Consider the following 17,702-nt stretch of genomic DNA (forward strand, 5'->3'; position numbering starts at 1 on the left):
TAACTTACTACATAGGCAAAAAGCTAGAGGTTTCTCTAGCTTTGCACGTGTTTCAAATATCCCCTTTGCGCGATCATAAAGTAAATCGCAGAAGCTACAATGTATGCCCCAATTACAATCGCACCTGATTTCCATAAATCGATATAAAGCATTTTTCCTAACGTATGAAGAGCAAATCCACTATGAATTGCACCGATTAAAATTGGGATAAAGAAGATAACACCCATTTGTCGAATTGCAATTTTACGAACTTCTTTATCTGTCATACCAATTCTCTTTAATGATTTAAATTGAATACGATCTTGTTCTTTATCGTTAAACCATTTAAAGTATGTCATACTACAAGCGAAGAAGAAGAACAGTACCGCTACAAAGAAACCGATAAACATCGTAATTGCTCCTGATTCCCTTATATTTTTATAAGTGAGCACCGAGTTATTTAATTCCGCTTGCTTATCTGGTGCAATTTCCTTTTTCAAATCTAACACAAGGTCTTCTGTACTTTTCCAGTCTTCTATATAATAACCGTAATATTTCGTCTTTTCTTCATCTGGTACGAGTTTTGCGTATTTCTCAAAATCTTGATCATTCACAATGAGATATTCACTATCATTAAAAACAGAAAATGAAGTTGGCTTATTCAGTTGAACAGACTGCGTTTGTCCGTTAATTTTAAATTCATACGGTTTCGCAAGATCTATCTTCATCATATCGTTCACCATATCCATGATGACCATCGTTGCACTACCTGGTGCATTATGAACTTCTCTAACTTGCTCTCTCTTTTGTTTACGTACTTCAGCGTTATATTCTTTTTCTGAAACAATCGCCATTGGCACTTCATGTTCACTGTTAAACATCGTGATTTTTTGAGTTCCAGGAAGTTTTACGTACGTTACTTCTCGCGCATTTTCAAACCCGTGTTTTTTTATTAATTCTTTTGTTTTTCCTTCTTTGATGACATTATGCGTATGAATGCCTTTTTCCTCATACGAAATAGCATGCGGAGTACTAGTTACTGCCTTATAACTCATATCCTCAAAAAATACGTACAGTGTACCAACTGCTGAAGATACAACGGCCGTAATGATAGAAATTACAAATAGAAAACGAGCATTATCTTTCATTTTATAAATAAGATTGCTAAGTACGAACATATTTGGATATGTATAAAAAGATTTTTTTCGTTTTTGTAACGCCTTTAATACGACTGTACTACCTTGTGTAAACAGCAAATAAGTTCCGCCTATCGTCAGCCCTACAATCGGTAAAAACAGAATGATAAAATTCATAAATGTCACTTGGAAGCTAAGTACATATGCAACAATAATACATCCTATCCCCGCTACACATAACCATGTAAATGCAAAAGGTTCTACTTTTTGTTTTCTTGCTTCTCTTAATAAATCAATAATTTGCAAGCGTCCTACTGTCCAAACGCTAAACAATGATAGGATTAAAAATAGAATAAAGTATACACCCGCTGTAATCAAAACTGCTTTACTATTCCATACGAGTGGAAGTGTTTTATCTATTTTCAATATAACGCTTAATGCTTGGAAAAATAATTTTGAACAAAGCATGCCAAGCCCAATACCTACTACAATGGCAATGCTACCTAACATAAGCTGTTCTAATATAATCATTCGGCCAAGTTGAGATTTCGTTCCGCCTATTAATGTTAGTAGACCAAATTCTTTTTTCCTTGCTCGTAAAAATGTTGAATTTGCATATAAAATAAAGAGTGCTGAGAAGATGACTACGATATAGTTCATCGATTCTAGCCCTTTTGAGATCATATCCCTCATACTAATATTACCGCTTACGACATCTGGATGATAAATGAAGGAAGCATACATGAAAAATACGACAATCGATAAACAGCTACTAATAAGGAAAGCTTTATAATTACGCCAATTTCCTTTTACGTTATTAAGCGCGAGCTGGCGAAAGTTCATGATATTCTCCTCCTAGCATCGCAAGTACGTCCAGAATTTCTTGGAAAAAGGCTTGTTTCGTTCTTCCTTTATGTATTTCTGAGAAAATTTCTCCGTCGCGAATGAAAAGAATACGTTCGCAATAACTCGCCGCTACCGGATCATGCGTTACCATTGCAATCGTCACTTTCTTTTGTTCATGCAAATCTTGCAACGCACTCATTAATGATTTTGCTGACTTCGAATCTAAGTTTCCAGTTGGCTCATCCGCTAAAATTAACGTCGGTTCATGAATAATTGCTCTCGCTGCTGCTGCACGTTGTTGCTGTCCGCCTGATACTTCATATACTTTTTTATTTAAGATTTCTTCGATATTTAAAAACTTTGCAATCTCAAGCACTTTTGCATCGATTTCATTTACAGATTTCTTCGCCATTACAAGTGGTAAAATGATATTTTCTTTAATCGATAACGTATCAAGTAAGTTAAAATCTTGGAAAATGAACCCTAAATGTGTACGGCGAAACTCCGCTAATTTTGCAGCACGCATTTGATTAATTTCTTCGCCATTTACAAGCACATGACCTGAAGTTTGCTTATCGATTGTTGCTAATAAATTTAAAAGCGTTGTTTTCCCGCTTCCTGAAGGACCCATAATCCCTACAAATTCGCCTTCTTCTATTTTAAAATTTATATCGTTTAAAGCAGTCGTCGCTACTGAACCTTTTGATTGGTACACCTTCGTTAATCCTTTTACTTCAAGAACACTCATTTCTAATCCCCCTCTGTGTTTTCTTCTTACATTTACTATAAGAAAAATAAGAAAAAGAAACGAGTGATTTCCCTTACAAAACGTTTTGTTATCTTACAGTTTTGTCATTTTTCTCATTAATGTATGATATTCTTCATCTTTTGCAAATTGGAACGTGAATGTTGTCCCTTCCCCTTCAGCCGATTGCACATACATTCCATGATGTAAGTTATCGCAAATTTCCTTCGCAATGTATAAACCCATTCCAGTCGCTTCTCTCGTTTTACGGCCATTTATTCCCGTAAAGAATGGATCAAATATACGCTTTACATCTTGCTCTGGAATACCGATTCCATTGTCCTTAATATGTAATAACACCTTTTGGTCTTTCTCTTCAATTTGAAATTGAATTTCCTTTTTCTCTGCTTCTGAAATTTTCGTATACTTAATTGCATTTACAACAATTTGACCTATAGCAATACTGAGCCATTTTCTGTCAGATGCAACCATACAAGTATCTTCCTCAAACATTACTTTCGGGAATACAGACGATTGAATAAAGGATTTTCGATTTTCATTAATAATACCTCGAACAATATCTATCACATTTACTACTTCTACTTTATAATCTTTCGCAAACTGCTCTAACCTTGCCATATGTAACGCTAAATCTAAACCATTTAATATATGATTATTTTCTTCACGAATACTTTCAACTGTTGCTCTTGCTTCACGATGTTCTTTACCAAACTTCTGTAATAGTAATTCAATAACAGATACTGGTGTTTTCATTTGATGAATCCATTGATTCATAAATATCATTTGCTGCTGTTCTTTCGCATGTTGTTTATGAACTTCATTCATATATTGCTGTCTTAATAACGTAAATGATTCAACGACCATCTCTTGCTCTGACGTATAAGAAGTATCAATAAGTAAAGAGTCGTGTAAGGTATTTCCGCTGGCAACATATTTTTCGATTCTTTTTAAAAATATACTTCGTTTTCGATAATCGTAAATGAGGTATACCGTAAATACAACTGTCCCTAATAAAAGTCCATATAACCACGTACTCCAATCAATGGATCGCTTTTCTAAAAGACTTTGCAGCTGCAAAACGAGCCCAAATAAACAAAGGCTAACGATATAGGAAAGAATTAAAGAAAAGCGGTCCATGAGGTAATTTTTAACCTTCATGCCCTTCTCCCCACTCTGTAAGAAGCGCATAACCATATCCACGTTTCGTTACAATCGCATTTTTAATGCCTAGCTCCTCTAGTTTCTTCCTTACACGTTTTACATTTACAGTTAATGTATTATCATCAACAAAGGCTACTTCATCCCACAGGGCTTCTAACAATTCTTCGCGCGTTACATATTGATTTGCTTGTTTCATTAAACACTCTAATAAGTAAAATTCATTTTTGGTCAGCTCCGTTTGTTGCCCCTGCCACTCAACGATGTGTTGTGATGGGAATAACAACAGTCCATTTACACCTAAACAATCACTCTCAGCAACAGAGGCATACTCACCATACCCACGGCGAAGTGCACTTTTCACCTTTGCCATTACAATATCTAAATGGAATGGCTTCGTAATGTAATCATCACCTCCATTTTCAATTGCCATTACTTGATCCATTTCCCCTGTTCTTGCAGAAACAAAAATAATTGGTGCATTCGATACACTGCGGATTTGACGACACCAATAAAAACCATCAAAATACGGTAAATTAATATCAAGTAACACGAGATGTGGATTTACCTTTACGAACTCATCTTTTATATGTCGTAAATCACTTGCTCTAAATGACTGATAGCCATACCTTTCTAAATGCTCTTCTAATATCCCCGCGATTTTTTCATCGTCTTCTACAATTAATATTTTATACATGTTCGTTTTCTCCCCATAAAAAATTCTTCCAAAACCACTCCTTGTTCTATTATAAATTGAAAATTTAATTAGTGGGTATTTTTTCCTATATGAATCAGACATTTGCAATAAAAAAAGACTGCCATATTTCGGCAGTCTTAATCGATAAATTCAAATTGATATTCAAGAATTTTTACAATATCTCCGTCTACTGCACCACGTGCACGAAGGGCTTCATCAATACCCATTCCACGCATTTGACGAGCAAATCGGCGTACAGATTCATCACGTGAGAAGTCTGTCATTTTGAATGTTTTCTCAATATCATAACCAGAAATAACAAATGTGCCATCACTTTCGCGTGTAATTTCAAAATTAGATTCAGATTCAAATTTGTACATTACACTTGCTTCAGATTCTTCCACATCATCATACATTGGGAATTCTGGTGTTGTTTCTAATAAGTTCGCTACTTCAAATAGTAAGTCACGAACACCTTGTTTCGTTACAGCTGAGACTGGGAAGATTTTTACTTCGTCTCCCAATTTTTCTTTAAATGCTTGTAAGTTTTCTTCTGCACCTGGCATATCCATTTTGTTTGCAACAACAACTTGCGGACGCTCAGTTAAACGCATATTGTATTCTTTTAGTTCACTATTGATTGTTACATAATCTTCATATGGCTCACGACCTTCTAAACCAGACATATCGATAACGTGCACGATTACACGTGTACGCTCAATATGACGTAAGAATTGGTGTCCAAGTCCGACGCCGGCATGTGCGCCTTCAATTAGTCCAGGAAGGTCAGCCATAACGAAGCTGCGGTTATCACCAGTTTCAACAACACCAAGATTTGGAACGATTGTTGTAAAGTGATACTCTGCAATTTTCGGACGCGCTGATGATACAACAGATAATAATGTAGATTTACCTACACTTGGGAATCCAACAAGTCCAACATCTGCTAGCACTTTAAGTTCTAGCGTGACATCACGTTCTTGACCTGGTTCCCCGTTCTCAGCGATTTCTGGCGCTGGGTTCGTCGGTGTTGCGAAACGTGAGTTACCACGGCCACCGCGGCCACCTTTTGCGATTACAGCTGTTTGTTCATGCGTTACTAAATCGGCAAGAATTTCACCTGTTTTTTCATCTTTTACTATTGTCCCCGGTGGAACCTTTACGATTAAATCTTCAGATTTACGACCGTGCTGTCCTTTACTCATTCCGTGCTGACCACGATCAGCTTTGAAATGACGTTGGTAGCGGAAATCCATTAATGTACGTAAGCCTTCCTCAACAACAAAAACAACATCTGCACCTTTACCACCGTCGCCACCTGCTGGGCCACCTTTAGGTACATACTTCTCACGACGATACGCAACCATTCCGTTACCACCGTCGCCGCCTTTTACATATATCTTGACCTGATCTACAAACATTATTTCACCACACTTTTTTCAATTGGTTGTAATATAACTGAGACTTCTTCGTCTCGTACTGTATAAGAAATGGAATACCATTTATTGTTTTGGTTCGCAAGCCAATTCTGTAGTTCTTCTACACTCGTTAGCTTACCACGAAAATCAAAAAAGAAACGAGCATTCTCCGCGTCACATTCAATTGTGATACAAACATAATTTTCAACATATACGTCTAAACTATGCTGAAGTATTGAGAAAAATTGATTCGTCCATATACATACAGTCTCATCTAAGTGAGATAAGTTATGTAACTTCCCTAATACTTCGTACTCCAATAAGCACGGCTGCTGTTTCCAATTATATGTTAAAATCCACTCTGAAAATAAAGGCATTGATAGCCCTATCAGATTGGATTCTTGTCTCGCTTCTTGGACAAAACGATCGATGAGACTATGAATCTCTTCCACTTTTCCAAGGGAAAGGTTTCCTTTCACCATCTGCATACGATTGAGCCAATCATGTCTTGAATGACGCAATGCATCTATAATTGTCCATTTTTCATTCATTTAGATACCCCTTAATATAGAAAAACTCTAACCTGCACTCAGGTTAGAGTTTTCCGTGAGTTCTTATGCTTCTTGAGCAACAGGATATACGCTCACTTGTTTGCGGTCACGGCCAAGACGCTCAAAGCGTACTACGCCGTCAACTTTCGCGTATAAAGTGTCATCGCCACCACGACCAACGTTAACACCTGGATAAATTTTTGTACCGCGTTGACGGTAAAGAATTGAACCACCTGAAACCGTTTGACCATCTGCGCGTTTAGCACCAAGACGTTTTGACTGAGAGTCACGACCGTTCTTTGTACTACCTACACCTTTCTTAGATGCGAAAAATTGAAGATCTAATCTTAACATACGTTACACCTCCTGCACTTTTTCTATTAAACGGATATACTTTCCGTAATCAAGTTCGATCGTCTTAAGCGAAACAACCAATCCTTCTAAAAGTATCTGTGCTTTTTCTGCTGTATGAACGTCTAAATCATTAGGCAATTCATACGTTAAGAATCCGCCATCACTTCCGAGTTCAATAGTTGCCTGCACATTACAAAGTTCTTCCACTGCATTTATAGAACCAAACACAACCGCTGTAGTTCCAGCACAGACAAGATCTTGTCCATGTGGCGCATAATTGGCATGTCCAGTCATTTTAAATGATTGGATACTTCCTAATTTCGTGCGACTTATCGTAATTTTAATCATGTTAACCTGAATTAAGCGTTGATAGCTTCAACAACTAGCTTAGTGTAAGGTTGACGATGACCTTGTTTCTTACGATTGTTCTTTTTCGCTTTGTATTTGAAAACGATGATTTTCTTAGCGCGACCTTGTTTTTCAACTTTCGCAGTAACTGTTGCACCTTCTACAACTGGGCTACCAACTTTAACGTTTTCGCCACCAACGAAAAGAACTTTGTCAAAAGTAACAGTTTCACCAGCTTCAACATCTAATTTTTCAATGTAGATTGCTTGACCAGCTTCAACTTTAATTTGTTTTCCACCTGTTTCGATAATTGCGTACATACTTGCACCTCCTCTTAATTACTAAGACTCGCCAAAAACGAGGTAGACATAAATGTCTTTAGGGAACCTGTCTTGTGCGGTTGTAGCATATAGCCGTTTAGGTGCTATAAACTATAACATAAAGATGTTATCATGAATCATAGACGGTTGTCAATAAATGTTCTAATAACTATTTTTTCCGTTCTACAATTTCTTTTTTACTTCCAAAACGGACAATTGCATACTTTTCGATCATATCATCTTTGAAATAAATTTCAAATGGAATATTTTTTTGTAATTCTTTTTGCAAAAATTGTTTTTGTAATTCTTTAGGTGCAGCGATTAATACTGCCTCATCCTCTATATCGCCATATGTAATTAGCTCTCTCTCTAACTCATACGCAATTGTCTCATATGACATCACATACCCCGTCGCTTTGCAAGGTACACATTCTTCTAGTAATACGTCGCGTAAAGAATGTTTTTTACGTTTACGTGTCATCTCTAAAATCCCTAACTCTGTGAATCCGAGTACCCTTGTATATGTGCGATCATTTTGTATAGCAGCCATGAGACATTCTCTTACCTTTTCTTTATCTTCTCTTCTTTTCATATTAATAAAATCAATTAATATCATACCGCCAATATCGCGCAGTCTTAATTGTCGTGCAATCTCTTCAGCTGCCGCCTCATTTGTACGAAGGACTGTGTCTTGTAAATTCTGTTTTCCAGTAAACTTGCCCGTATTCACGTCAATTACAGTCATCGTCTCCATTTGTTCCACAATTAAATACGCACCATTCGGGAGCCACACTATTTTTTGAAGTGCTTTCTCGATCTCACGCTCTATTCCAAAATGGTTAAACATTGAAGATTTTTCATTATAAAAAGATACTTTTTCTTTTCCGACTTTTTCTTCTAATTCTTTTACAATACTTCTTGTATCTACAACTACTTTTTCAATCGTTTCAATTGGATTCTCTTGAAATACACGATCTAAAAAGGTCGCCGGTCGATGAAGTAGTAACGGTGCCTTTCCTTGGCCCTCTTTTCTTTTTAACTCTTCATATAGCTGCTGTAATCTTTGCATTTCAGCCTGTATTTCTTCAATTTCTCCTTTTTCAGAAGCAGAACGGAAAATGTACCCACCTGTCCCTTCTACTTCAATTTGGAGTAATTGCTGCCTTCTTTTATTGTTTTTTATTTTCCGAGAAACGGCACGCATTTCATCATATGGCATATAAACGACATATTTCCCGGTAAATTCTATGTTCGCTGTCAATTTCGGTCCTTTCGTATCAATTGCCTCTTTCACAACTTGTACGAGTACTGCCTGCCCTTCATGTATACGATAAGAAGACGGCACATCATCGTATGAAAGATACGCATGTTTTTCTAAACCGATGTTTACAAAAGCTGCGTTCATTCCAGCAATCGTTCTTACGATACGTCCAACATAAATATGCCCAACAATCTCTTGTTCTTCATTTCGTTTCCATAAAAATTCAACAATTTTTTTCTTCTCTTCAATTGCAACGCGTTTTTCCGATCCTGCGTAGTTCATATATAACGTTTTCAAAATTCTTTCCTCGCTTTATAATCTTCTTTGCTTTTACAATAATAAAAGGTTAGTGCTATCGTCAACACTAACCGATTAATTCTTCGACAGATGAAGTTGTTCGTTTTTCAGTAAAATACGCATAAAGCAATTCATTTTCATCCAATGTATAATGTTCTTTATATTTTCCATGGACGATAATAGAGTGCTTATACCCTCTACGAAATTTTGTGAAGATCTTATATAAATGATCTTCTGATTGCACTTCAATGGGTGCAATCTTTTCAATTCCTCTTTTGTTCCCATAATATCGTTCTAATAAAAAACGCATAAAGGCATAACGTCTTTGTTTCCATTCTTGATATAACGACACCGCTAAAAATAGGAGTAGTACCCACATCATAATATTGTTACTATTCCAAAGTAACTGCCACACTAGTATTACACTAAAAAAAACACATGATAATTTCATCATCTTTTCATGTGCTTGTAAATAAGGAAAACGATATGATAATACGTTAAACAATACTTTCCCGCCATCAAGCGGCCAAATAGGCAGTAAATTAAATGCTAAAATAATTATATTATTCCACATAAAGAAATAATATAAATCCGCACCTAGCCAACCAGTTTCAAACAATATATAACCTACTGCCATCATCCAAATATGTTGAATAGGTCCTGCAATTACAACAACAAGCTCCTCTTTCAATGACTTATTCCCATGTTCCTCAAGCTCAGCCACACCACCAAACGGTAAAAGTTGAATCTTTTTAATACGCCAATTATAATGTGCCGCCGCAAACGCATGCCCAAGTTCATGAATGAGAACGATACAAAATAACAGTAGTAACTCCTTAAAACGTGCCGTAAAAATACCGATGACAATAATAACCCAAAACAACGGATGCACAGAAATCTTCGTTAAAACTTCTCTATATTTAATCAAATGAAATCACCTGAATCGGGTCAATAAATTTTTCATTCTTTTTTATCGCGAAATAAAACTTACCATTTTTATTATTTGCATCATTATTCACCGTTCCAATTTTTTGTTTCTTTGAAACGTAATCATATAATTTCACTGACATGTCATTTAAATTCGCATACCATGATTCTGTTCCATCTGCATGCTGAATTTGAACTGTATTACCAAGTTCCTCTTTCTTGCCTGCAAAAACAACTAGCCCTTCATTCACTGACTCAACAGTTGCATTTGTAGCTGTTTGAACAAATACACCTTGGCCATTTTTTTGAAACCCTTGCATCACCTTTCCAGAAGCAGGAATTGCATAATCTTTTTGCTGAACGGTTCCTTCTTTTTTCTCAGTAGGTGAATAAAATACGAGCGGTTTTCCAAACTGCTTTTCGTACCATTTCGCTACAGTAGCAAACTGAAATTCTTCTTTCATCACTTTTTCTGTAACAGCTTTAGCACCGTCAAACGAAGAGGGTGCATTCTTATATAAAATAGCGACAGAAAGAACTAATATTGCTGATAACAAAACTTTGAAGAAAAATACTTCTTTTCGAAATAAAGGATGAATTTCCTTTTCTCCATCTTCAATAAATACTGTTTCACTATCAAAATTCCCTCCAGCAAAATACTGCTCTTCCTCCATCCTTTCTTGCTCTGCCTTCCTTTTCGCAATCCGTTTTTTAATTTCTTCTACACGTCTATTCTTCATACTGTCTCCTTTCTTTCGTTAAGCTAATTTAAATAGAAACAGTTGTATACAGTTTGTACATATGTATGAGCTAAGAAAGGAAGATATTCGTGCGAAGAAAAAAGAAAGCACTTCGCATATGTGCGAAGTGCTTTTAACGGATTCCAAAGAAGTTTTTCACCTTTGTAAATACCGATAACTTTTCTTGTCCAAATGCTTGCAATGGTACATTCTCACCCAACAAGCGTCTTGCAATATTACGATAAGCTAACGCTGCTTTTCCGCTCGGTTGCAACGCTACAGGTTCACCTGTATTTGTAGCACGAATAACTTCATCATCATCCTCGACAACACCAAGAAGCTCGATTGACAATGTACGTACGATTTCATCAACATCTAACATATCCTGCTCATGAAGCATATGACTACGCACACGATTAATAACAAGTTTTGGTGGTTCAATATCCTCTTTTTCTAAAAGCCCGATAATACGATCCGCATCGCGCATTGAGGATACTTCTGGCGTCGTAACAACGATTGCTTTATCCGCACCAGCTACCGCGTTTTTAAATCCCTGCTCAATCCCCGCAGGACAATCAATTAATATGTAATCATAATCTTGACGTAATACTTGTATTAATTCATCCATTTGTTCAGGTGTTACCGCTGATTTATCACTCGTTTGTGCTGCAGGTAATAAATAAAGATCATCAAAACGCTTATCTTTAATAAGAGCCTGAGGTAAACGGCAACGCCCTTCAACGACATCAACAAGATCAAATACAATACGATTTTCCAGCCCCATTACTACGTCTAAGTTTCGAAGACCGATATCTGTGTCAATTAAGCACACTTTCTTTCCAGATAACGCTAGGGCTGTACCAATGTTCGCAGACGTTGTAGTTTTACCTACTCCGCCTTTTCCAGATGTAATTACTATTGCCTCTCCCACAGCTATACAATTCCCCTTTCTAACTTTGTTAAATTAGGTCTAAGATGAGTGAGAAGTTGCAGTCGATCGACAACAATGTGATTGTTCTCATTAATATACGCACATTCTGCCGCCTCCGCTCCGTCTTCTTTCTCTTCCGGAGCCCGCATTGCCACATCACTAATTCGAAGTTGCATCGGGTTCATAACAGATGCAGCGATTACAGCATCCGAATCCCCATAATACCCAGCGTGTGCAATTCCTCTTAATGATCCTATGACAAAAATATTCCCCCCAGCGATAACCGTTCCGCCTGGATTAACATCTCCAATTAACAATAAATTTCCTTTTACATGTAAAACTTGTCCAGAGCGAACAATTTTGGAAATAGGGACAATTTCTGTTTCTTCTTTCCAAGCTATTGCTTCCGCTTTCGTTATAACATCACTTTCAATTGAATCCACAACAAGATTCTTTTTATTACGAATTAACGTACGAATCTCTTCTTGTTGGACTTCTGTTAAATAACGATTTCCCACTTTCACATGCACTTCAATTAAAGAGCGCCCATCACCTTCATAGTAATGAGTAGAAAGCTTTTCATCCAATTCCTTTAACAGTTCAGAGAATGAACAACAATCATCTAAATGAAGCGTTATTCCGTCTTTTGTCCCTTTTATTGTTACATTTTGTTGCTTTTTTTCTTCCACTAAAGTTCACCCCACCGATTCAATTCGACATAAAATTAGAAAATCCTTTTTTCTTTTTCTTCCATCGCTTTTGAAAGACGCACTAAATATCGTCTCAGTGGGAAACAAACTATCAATAAGAAAATTGCATTTAGCAATAAAGTAGACAGGAGACGATCTGTGAAAAAGACATACGCTGACATATGAGTACGTCCTAACAAAGTTAAAAATCCATACACATAATACTCTAGTGCTACTATGCTAGCTAGTACGATAGAAGCAACAATAAATAAATTCAATTGTAGTACTTTCATCACACTATAAACTAAATAAGCTAAAATCGGATACGCAAAAATATATATACCGACAAGTTCTGTGTATACGGTATCAAATAAGAAACCAAATAATAGTCCGTAATAAATCCCTTGGACCGGACTATAGTACACAGTAATAAAACATAACACAATTATAAAGAAATGAGGTGCTGCTATACTGTCTTTCCAAAAAACCTCTGTTGGAACAATAGTAGCAAACATATTTTCAAATAGAAAAACAAAAAGGAGCAAAAGAGGAAGAGCTGCTCTTTTTAGAATCTTCATCATCTCTTCTCCCCCTCCTATTCTAATGGCGCTGAAGGCGTTGCACGTTTAGCAACCATAATATGCTCTACGTCATTCAAATCAGCGGCCGGTTTTACATAAGCTGTTTTTGTTAAGCCGTATGGATCCGGCTGAACATCAACGATCGTTCCAATTACAAGACCTTTCGGGAAAATATCACCAAGTCCAGATGTTACAACTAGTTGATCTTTATCTACCTTAGCTTCAGAGCCAATCTTTGTGAAAAGAAGTAAGTGCTTTTCTTTGTCGTAACCTTCAATTAATCCAAAGATTTTCTCATTCCCTTGTACGATAGCAGAAACACGATTTGTTCGGCTCATAGAGCTTAGCAATTCTACTGATGATGTAAACTGAGATACACTTTTCACTCGTCCAACTAAACCTTGTGAAGTCACTACAGCCATATCTTTTTTAATTCCTTGCTGTGCCCCTTTATCAATTCCAACTAAATCGTACCATTTATCTGGGTTACGAGAAACGACAGTAGATGGAATTTCAGTATAATCACTAGGCAACTCTTTTTTACCAGTTAACTCTTGTAACTTCTTTTTATCATCTTCTAATTGTTTTACTTTCCCTGATAGGTCTGCATAATTATCTAATTTTGCTTTTAATTCTTTATTCTCTTCATACGTGCGCTTTACATCCTCTACATTTTCGAAGAATCCAGCTACGTATTTCGCTGGCTTTTGGAATACACGTTCTACAACACCGACAGTGTCTTTAACAAACTGCTCTGGCCATGTTAAACTGTTCCGTTCTTTCAATGAGATTCCAATCAATGCCACGAGAAGAATAATACTAACTAACAAAACAATTAATCTTTTGTTTAAGAAAAACTGTGGCACGTTCACACCCTCTTAATTTCATTGATTTTTATTTTGCAATATTATCGAGCAGCAGTTTTGAAAAGATCGATATTGTCTAATGCTTTACCCGTTCCAATTGCTACGCAATCTAATGGGTCTTCTGCAACAAGAACTGGCATATTTGTTTCTTCACTAATCACTTTATCTAAATTACGTAGTAATGCTCCGCCACCTGTTAATACGATACCACGGTCCATAATATCTGCCGCTAATTCAGGTGGAGTTTTCTCTAACGTATTTTTAACAGATTCTACAATTGCATCTACTGTATCTTTTAATGCATCTGCAATTTCTTCTGGCTGAATTAGTACTGTTTTTGGTAAACCACTTACTAAATCACGACCGCGAATTTCCATAGGCTCAATACCTTCTGGCTCGCCTGCAGAACCGATTTCTAATTTTAATGCTTCAGCTGTTCTTTCACCGATCATTAAGTTGTAGCTTTTCTTAATGTACTGAATGATTGAATCGTCCATATCATCACCAGCAACACGAACTGATTGACTTGTTACAATACCACCTAAAGAAATAATTGCAACTTCTGTTGTACCACCACCGATATCAACAACCATGCTACCAGTTGGTTCCCAAACAGGTAAGTTTGCACCAATTGCTGCTGCAAATGGTTCTTCAATTGGATAAGCGTCACGAGCACCAGCTTGACGAGTCGCATCAATTACTGCACGTCTTTCTACAGCTGTAATACCAGATGGTACACATACCATTACGTAAGGCTTACGTGAGAAGAATCCATTTGATTTTTGAGCTTGTTGAATGTAATATTTCATCATTGTTGCTGTCGTTTCGTAATCAGCAATTACACCGTCTTTCATTGGGCGAAGTGCCACAACGTTTCCTGGTGTACGACCAATCATTTGTTTTGCATCGCTACCTACAGCAACAATTTGTTTCGTATCAGTTTGTAACGCTACTACTGAAGGTTCACGTAAAACTACACCTTTTCCTTTTACATATACAAGCGTGTTCGCAGTTCCTAAATCTATTCCAAGATCGCGAGTAAAGCCACCAAATCCAAACATATTATTTATCTTCCTTTCTTGTTTTCACGGACTCATTTTTTCTTACTTTATATTATAAAAACAGTACGTTTTTTATATCTTTATCCTTCTTGTAGATAAATTTCTACAAAAAACTCATAAATCACATTATAAAACAAAATAAGTAAAAAGCATAGTCTTAAATATGACCTTTTTCCTTTAAACTCACGAATTTATGGTCGCCTATTATAATATGGTCAAGCACTTCAATTCCGATAATCCGGCCGCATTCTACTAAGCGTTTTGTTACTTCAATATCTTCTCGGCTCGGCGTGGGGTCTCCTGAGGGATGGTTATGAAGACATATGATAGAGGCTGCTGCACGGCGGAACGCTTCTTTAAAAACTTCCCGTGGATGTACAATTGATGTGTTTAAGCTTCCAATGAAAATTGTTTGCCTATGTATAACTTGATTTTTTGTGTTTAAATATAAACATACAAAATGCTCCTGCTGCAGGAAACGCATTTCTTCCATCATATATCTCGCGCAATCCTCTGGACTTCGAATGCTATATCTATTTTGATATTCTAAACGCACCATTCTTCTACCGAGTTCAAAAGCAGCCATAAGTTGGGTTGCCTTCGCAATGCCAACCCCATGTATACTGACAAGCTCTTCTAACGTTGCATCTTTCAACATACGTAAACCGTCAAAGTGATGTAAAATTTTATCTGATAACTTTAAAACTGTTTCTTCTTTAGAACCTGTTCTGAGTAACACTGCAAGAAGCTCCCGATTCGATAAACTTCCAGCTCCTTCTAACAATAAACGCTCCCGTGGCTGTTCTTCTTTGGCAACATCACGAATACCGTTCATTTCTCCACCCCTTTATTTGTTCTCTCAAAGAAAATCCCATGCAATTTTACGCATGGGTTATATCATTATTAAATTGTTTTAATTCCCGAACAAGACGTGAAATTGGTAAACCGACTACACTATAGTAATCCCCTTGAATATGTTGAACAAAAATAGATCCTTTACCTTGAATTCCATAACTTCCTGCTTTATCAAGAGGCTCTTTTGATGCAACGTATGCGTCAATTTCCTCTTCTGTTAATTCCCAAAACGTAACTTCTGTACGCTCATAAAAAGTGACTGTTTTATCTTTTGCTATAATTGCAACACCAGTATACACTTCATGTGTTTTCCCTGATAATAATTGTAACATCTCTTTCGCCTCAGCCTCATTAGAAGGCTTTCCAAGAACACGCGAATCATACGTAACAATTGTGTCTGCACCTAACACAACGTGATCACTATTCGTTTCTGCTACCGCAGATGCTTTTTGCAAGGCAAGGGACATAACGATATCCGAAGGTGATGAGTACGCACCAATCGTCTCTTCTACTTCACTTACAACGATTTTAAATGGTACACCAGCTAACTCAAGCAATTCCTTCCTGCGAGGTGATCCTGAAGCTAAAATAATTTTTCTCATATTTTCTCCTTCCTTTCTCACATGAAGCAGAACAATTTATATCAATCGTATCAAAGGAATAGTTTGTCCACAAATGATAGAAATATTATTTTCTCTAAGCAAAATAATACTTCTTTACTAAAATACGATTATAGTCCTGCCATAGAGAAAGCACTTTGCTCTAAATTCATAAGAAAAGGAAGAAGTACCTATACTTCTTCCTTCGTCATTTCATTATCCTATTAATTCACCTTTTGGGAAACAATTTTTTCATATGAAAGTATACCATCAATAATAACTTGATTTAATTTCGCCAAAGATTCCTTATCACCTTTTCCATCCTTCACTGTTTGTACAGCTACTGACGTATACATATACAATTTCTTTGCTTCTTCCTGCTTCATACTTTTCCCTTCTTTTTCAATTGCTTTCCACTCTTTTTCAATCGCACCTATATCTTTTGCATTACTTTTTGCACTAGCTTGTACGCTAGAAGCATATTTTGCTAAATGAGTATATAATGGCTGTACTTTTGTTAAGAACGCACCAACTTCTTTATCCTCTTTAAGTAACACTTTATCTGTTATATCCCAGTTCTTTTTCAATACGGAGACATTATCATTTTTATACTGCGTCATTAATTGATTTATGCCCTGTTCATCGCCAGCAATACCAACAACTAATGCATACTTATCACCGCTCGGTTTTAAAGCTGCAACGCCTCCATTACCTTTCCACTCTTCAAGAGCGGCCTGTCCCTTTTCTTCGGAAGAATAAACCCCTCCTTGAACATAAAATAATTTCATTGGATCTAATGACGTTCCTGTTTGTGCTTTTTGTTTTCCCTCATTCGGTGCTGGTGTTTGTTCCGCCGTTCCACCCACCTTTGATTCTTCATTTTGTATCTGCTTCGAAGCTGTTACTCCGCTTCCTCCTGTCGCCCCCTGTCCTGTAAGTAACTGTAGCATTCCCATCCCAAACGCCGTACCAATAACAATTGCAGTTGCAACGATTGCAATTAACGTATTGCTCCACTTCTTTCGTTTTTTTTCCGCAGACACTAATTTCGCTTTTTGAAACGGAACAACATTTTTCGGTCTTTCACTTTCTACTACCATCCATTCAAATTCATCTTTCTTCTTCTCCTCATACTTCGCTTCTGTTCCATTCACTTTCACTGAGATCGTTCGTGATTGCTTGTCCATACACTCACACCTCACCTCTTATCGTTGTCCGCATCATATCATATTCACTTCGCAAAAAAACGAGATATTTGTCAGAGGAATTCGCCAAATAACCCTATATATTTATCTTATATGTATGCATTTGGCTTCATTTGT

The 17,702-nt window shown here is 36.7% G+C and carries 20 protein-coding genes and 1 other annotated feature; all 20 genes read right to left on the reverse strand.

All coding sequences use genetic code 11. From position 1 onward, the window contains the following. Positions 1-35 precede the first annotated feature (35 nt). Complete coding sequence (locus ACTFOB_RS05075) at positions 36-1,958, reverse strand: ABC transporter permease (protein WP_440024860.1); 1,923 nt, start codon at positions 1,956-1,958, stop codon at positions 36-38. Then, complete coding sequence (locus ACTFOB_RS05080) at positions 1,933-2,709, reverse strand: ABC transporter ATP-binding protein (RefSeq protein WP_000114530.1); 777 nt, start codon at positions 2,707-2,709, stop codon at positions 1,933-1,935. Before ACTFOB_RS05080 ends, ACTFOB_RS05075 begins: the two co-directional genes overlap by 26 nt. Before the next feature lie 93 nt (positions 2,710-2,802). Next, entirely contained in the window at positions 2,803-3,885 is a 1,083-nt protein-coding gene (locus ACTFOB_RS05085) for a HAMP domain-containing histidine kinase (RefSeq protein ID WP_440024862.1), read from the reverse strand. Next, on the reverse strand, positions 3,875-4,582 hold the full coding sequence (locus ACTFOB_RS05090) for a response regulator transcription factor (protein WP_000276713.1): 708 nt from the start codon (positions 4,580-4,582) through the stop codon (positions 3,875-3,877). Before ACTFOB_RS05090 ends, ACTFOB_RS05085 begins: the two co-directional genes overlap by 11 nt. 137 nt (positions 4,583-4,719) lie before the next feature. Then, the gene (gene obgE / locus ACTFOB_RS05095) at positions 4,720-6,003 is read right to left on the reverse strand and encodes a GTPase ObgE (protein ID WP_000497118.1); all 1,284 of its coding nucleotides are present in this window, start codon (positions 6,001-6,003) and stop codon (positions 4,720-4,722) included. Then, positions 6,003-6,551, reverse strand: coding sequence for a sporulation initiation phosphotransferase B (locus ACTFOB_RS05100; protein WP_001003578.1), 549 nt, complete (start codon positions 6,549-6,551; stop codon positions 6,003-6,005). The genes obgE and ACTFOB_RS05100 overlap by 1 nt, the downstream gene beginning before the upstream one ends. A 63-nt stretch (positions 6,552-6,614) precedes the next feature. Continuing rightward, entirely contained in the window at positions 6,615-6,905 is a 291-nt protein-coding gene (gene rpmA / locus ACTFOB_RS05105; RefSeq protein WP_000944957.1) for a 50S ribosomal protein L27, read from the reverse strand. A 3-nt stretch (positions 6,906-6,908) separates the two neighbouring features. Then, positions 6,909-7,253 carry a ribosomal-processing cysteine protease Prp gene (locus ACTFOB_RS05110; RefSeq protein WP_002008596.1) on the reverse strand — a complete coding sequence of 115 codons (345 nt, stop codon included), beginning with the start codon at positions 7,251-7,253 and terminating at the stop codon, positions 6,909-6,911. An 11-nt stretch (positions 7,254-7,264) separates the two neighbouring features. Beyond that, positions 7,265-7,573: a 50S ribosomal protein L21 gene (gene rplU / locus ACTFOB_RS05115; protein WP_000270907.1), complete on the reverse strand. Its 309-nt coding sequence runs from the start codon at positions 7,571-7,573 to the stop codon at positions 7,265-7,267. A 14-nt stretch (positions 7,574-7,587) separates the two neighbouring features. Further along, positions 7,588-7,665, reverse strand: a sequence feature (ribosomal protein L21 leader region). Between the two features lie 77 nt (positions 7,666-7,742). Then, entirely contained in the window at positions 7,743-9,131 is a 1,389-nt protein-coding gene (locus ACTFOB_RS05120) for an Rne/Rng family ribonuclease (protein WP_440024864.1), read from the reverse strand. Positions 9,132-9,198: 67 nt separating this feature from the next. Continuing rightward, positions 9,199-10,059 carry a stage IV sporulation intramembrane metalloprotease SpoIVFB gene (gene spoIVFB / locus ACTFOB_RS05125; RefSeq protein WP_440024865.1) on the reverse strand — a complete coding sequence of 287 codons (861 nt, stop codon included), beginning with the start codon at positions 10,057-10,059 and terminating at the stop codon, positions 9,199-9,201. Continuing rightward, on the reverse strand, positions 10,052-10,798 hold the full coding sequence (gene spoIVFA, locus ACTFOB_RS05130; RefSeq protein ID WP_440024868.1) for a stage IV sporulation protein SpoIVFA: 747 nt from the start codon (positions 10,796-10,798) through the stop codon (positions 10,052-10,054). Before spoIVFA ends, spoIVFB begins: the two co-directional genes overlap by 8 nt. Positions 10,799-10,931: 133 nt before the next feature. Continuing rightward, a complete protein-coding gene (minD, locus tag ACTFOB_RS05135) occupies positions 10,932-11,729 on the reverse strand; it encodes a septum site-determining protein MinD (protein ID WP_440024870.1) in 798 nt (265 codons plus the stop codon). 2 nt (positions 11,730-11,731) lie between these two features. Beyond that, positions 11,732-12,418, reverse strand: coding sequence for a septum site-determining protein MinC (minC, locus tag ACTFOB_RS05140; RefSeq protein ID WP_440024871.1), 687 nt, complete (start codon positions 12,416-12,418; stop codon positions 11,732-11,734). A gap of 35 nt (positions 12,419-12,453) precedes the next feature. Further along, entirely contained in the window at positions 12,454-12,999 is a 546-nt protein-coding gene (gene mreD / locus ACTFOB_RS05145; RefSeq protein ID WP_440024873.1) for a rod shape-determining protein MreD, read from the reverse strand. A gap of 14 nt (positions 13,000-13,013) precedes the next feature. Further along, positions 13,014-13,865 carry a rod shape-determining protein MreC gene (gene mreC / locus ACTFOB_RS05150; protein WP_440024874.1) on the reverse strand — a complete coding sequence of 284 codons (852 nt, stop codon included), beginning with the start codon at positions 13,863-13,865 and terminating at the stop codon, positions 13,014-13,016. Between the two features lie 41 nt (positions 13,866-13,906). Next, a complete protein-coding gene (gene mreB / locus ACTFOB_RS05155) occupies positions 13,907-14,926 on the reverse strand; it encodes a cell shape-determining protein MreB (protein ID WP_000466737.1) in 1,020 nt (339 codons plus the stop codon). 157 nt (positions 14,927-15,083) lie between these two features. Beyond that, positions 15,084-15,761: a DNA repair protein RadC gene (gene radC, locus ACTFOB_RS05160; RefSeq protein WP_440024875.1), complete on the reverse strand. Its 678-nt coding sequence runs from the start codon at positions 15,759-15,761 to the stop codon at positions 15,084-15,086. A gap of 46 nt (positions 15,762-15,807) precedes the next feature. After that, entirely contained in the window at positions 15,808-16,383 is a 576-nt protein-coding gene (locus ACTFOB_RS05165; RefSeq protein ID WP_151633478.1) for a Maf family protein, read from the reverse strand. Positions 16,384-16,604: 221 nt separating this feature from the next. After that, positions 16,605-17,567: a stage II sporulation protein B gene (locus ACTFOB_RS05170; RefSeq protein ID WP_440024877.1), complete on the reverse strand. Its 963-nt coding sequence runs from the start codon at positions 17,565-17,567 to the stop codon at positions 16,605-16,607. Positions 17,568-17,702 lie beyond the last annotated feature (135 nt).

The sequence above is a fragment of the Bacillus cereus group sp. MYBK79-1 genome (genome assembly GCF_051915365.1).
GTDB lineage: Bacteria > Bacillota > Bacilli > Bacillales > Bacillaceae_G > Bacillus_A.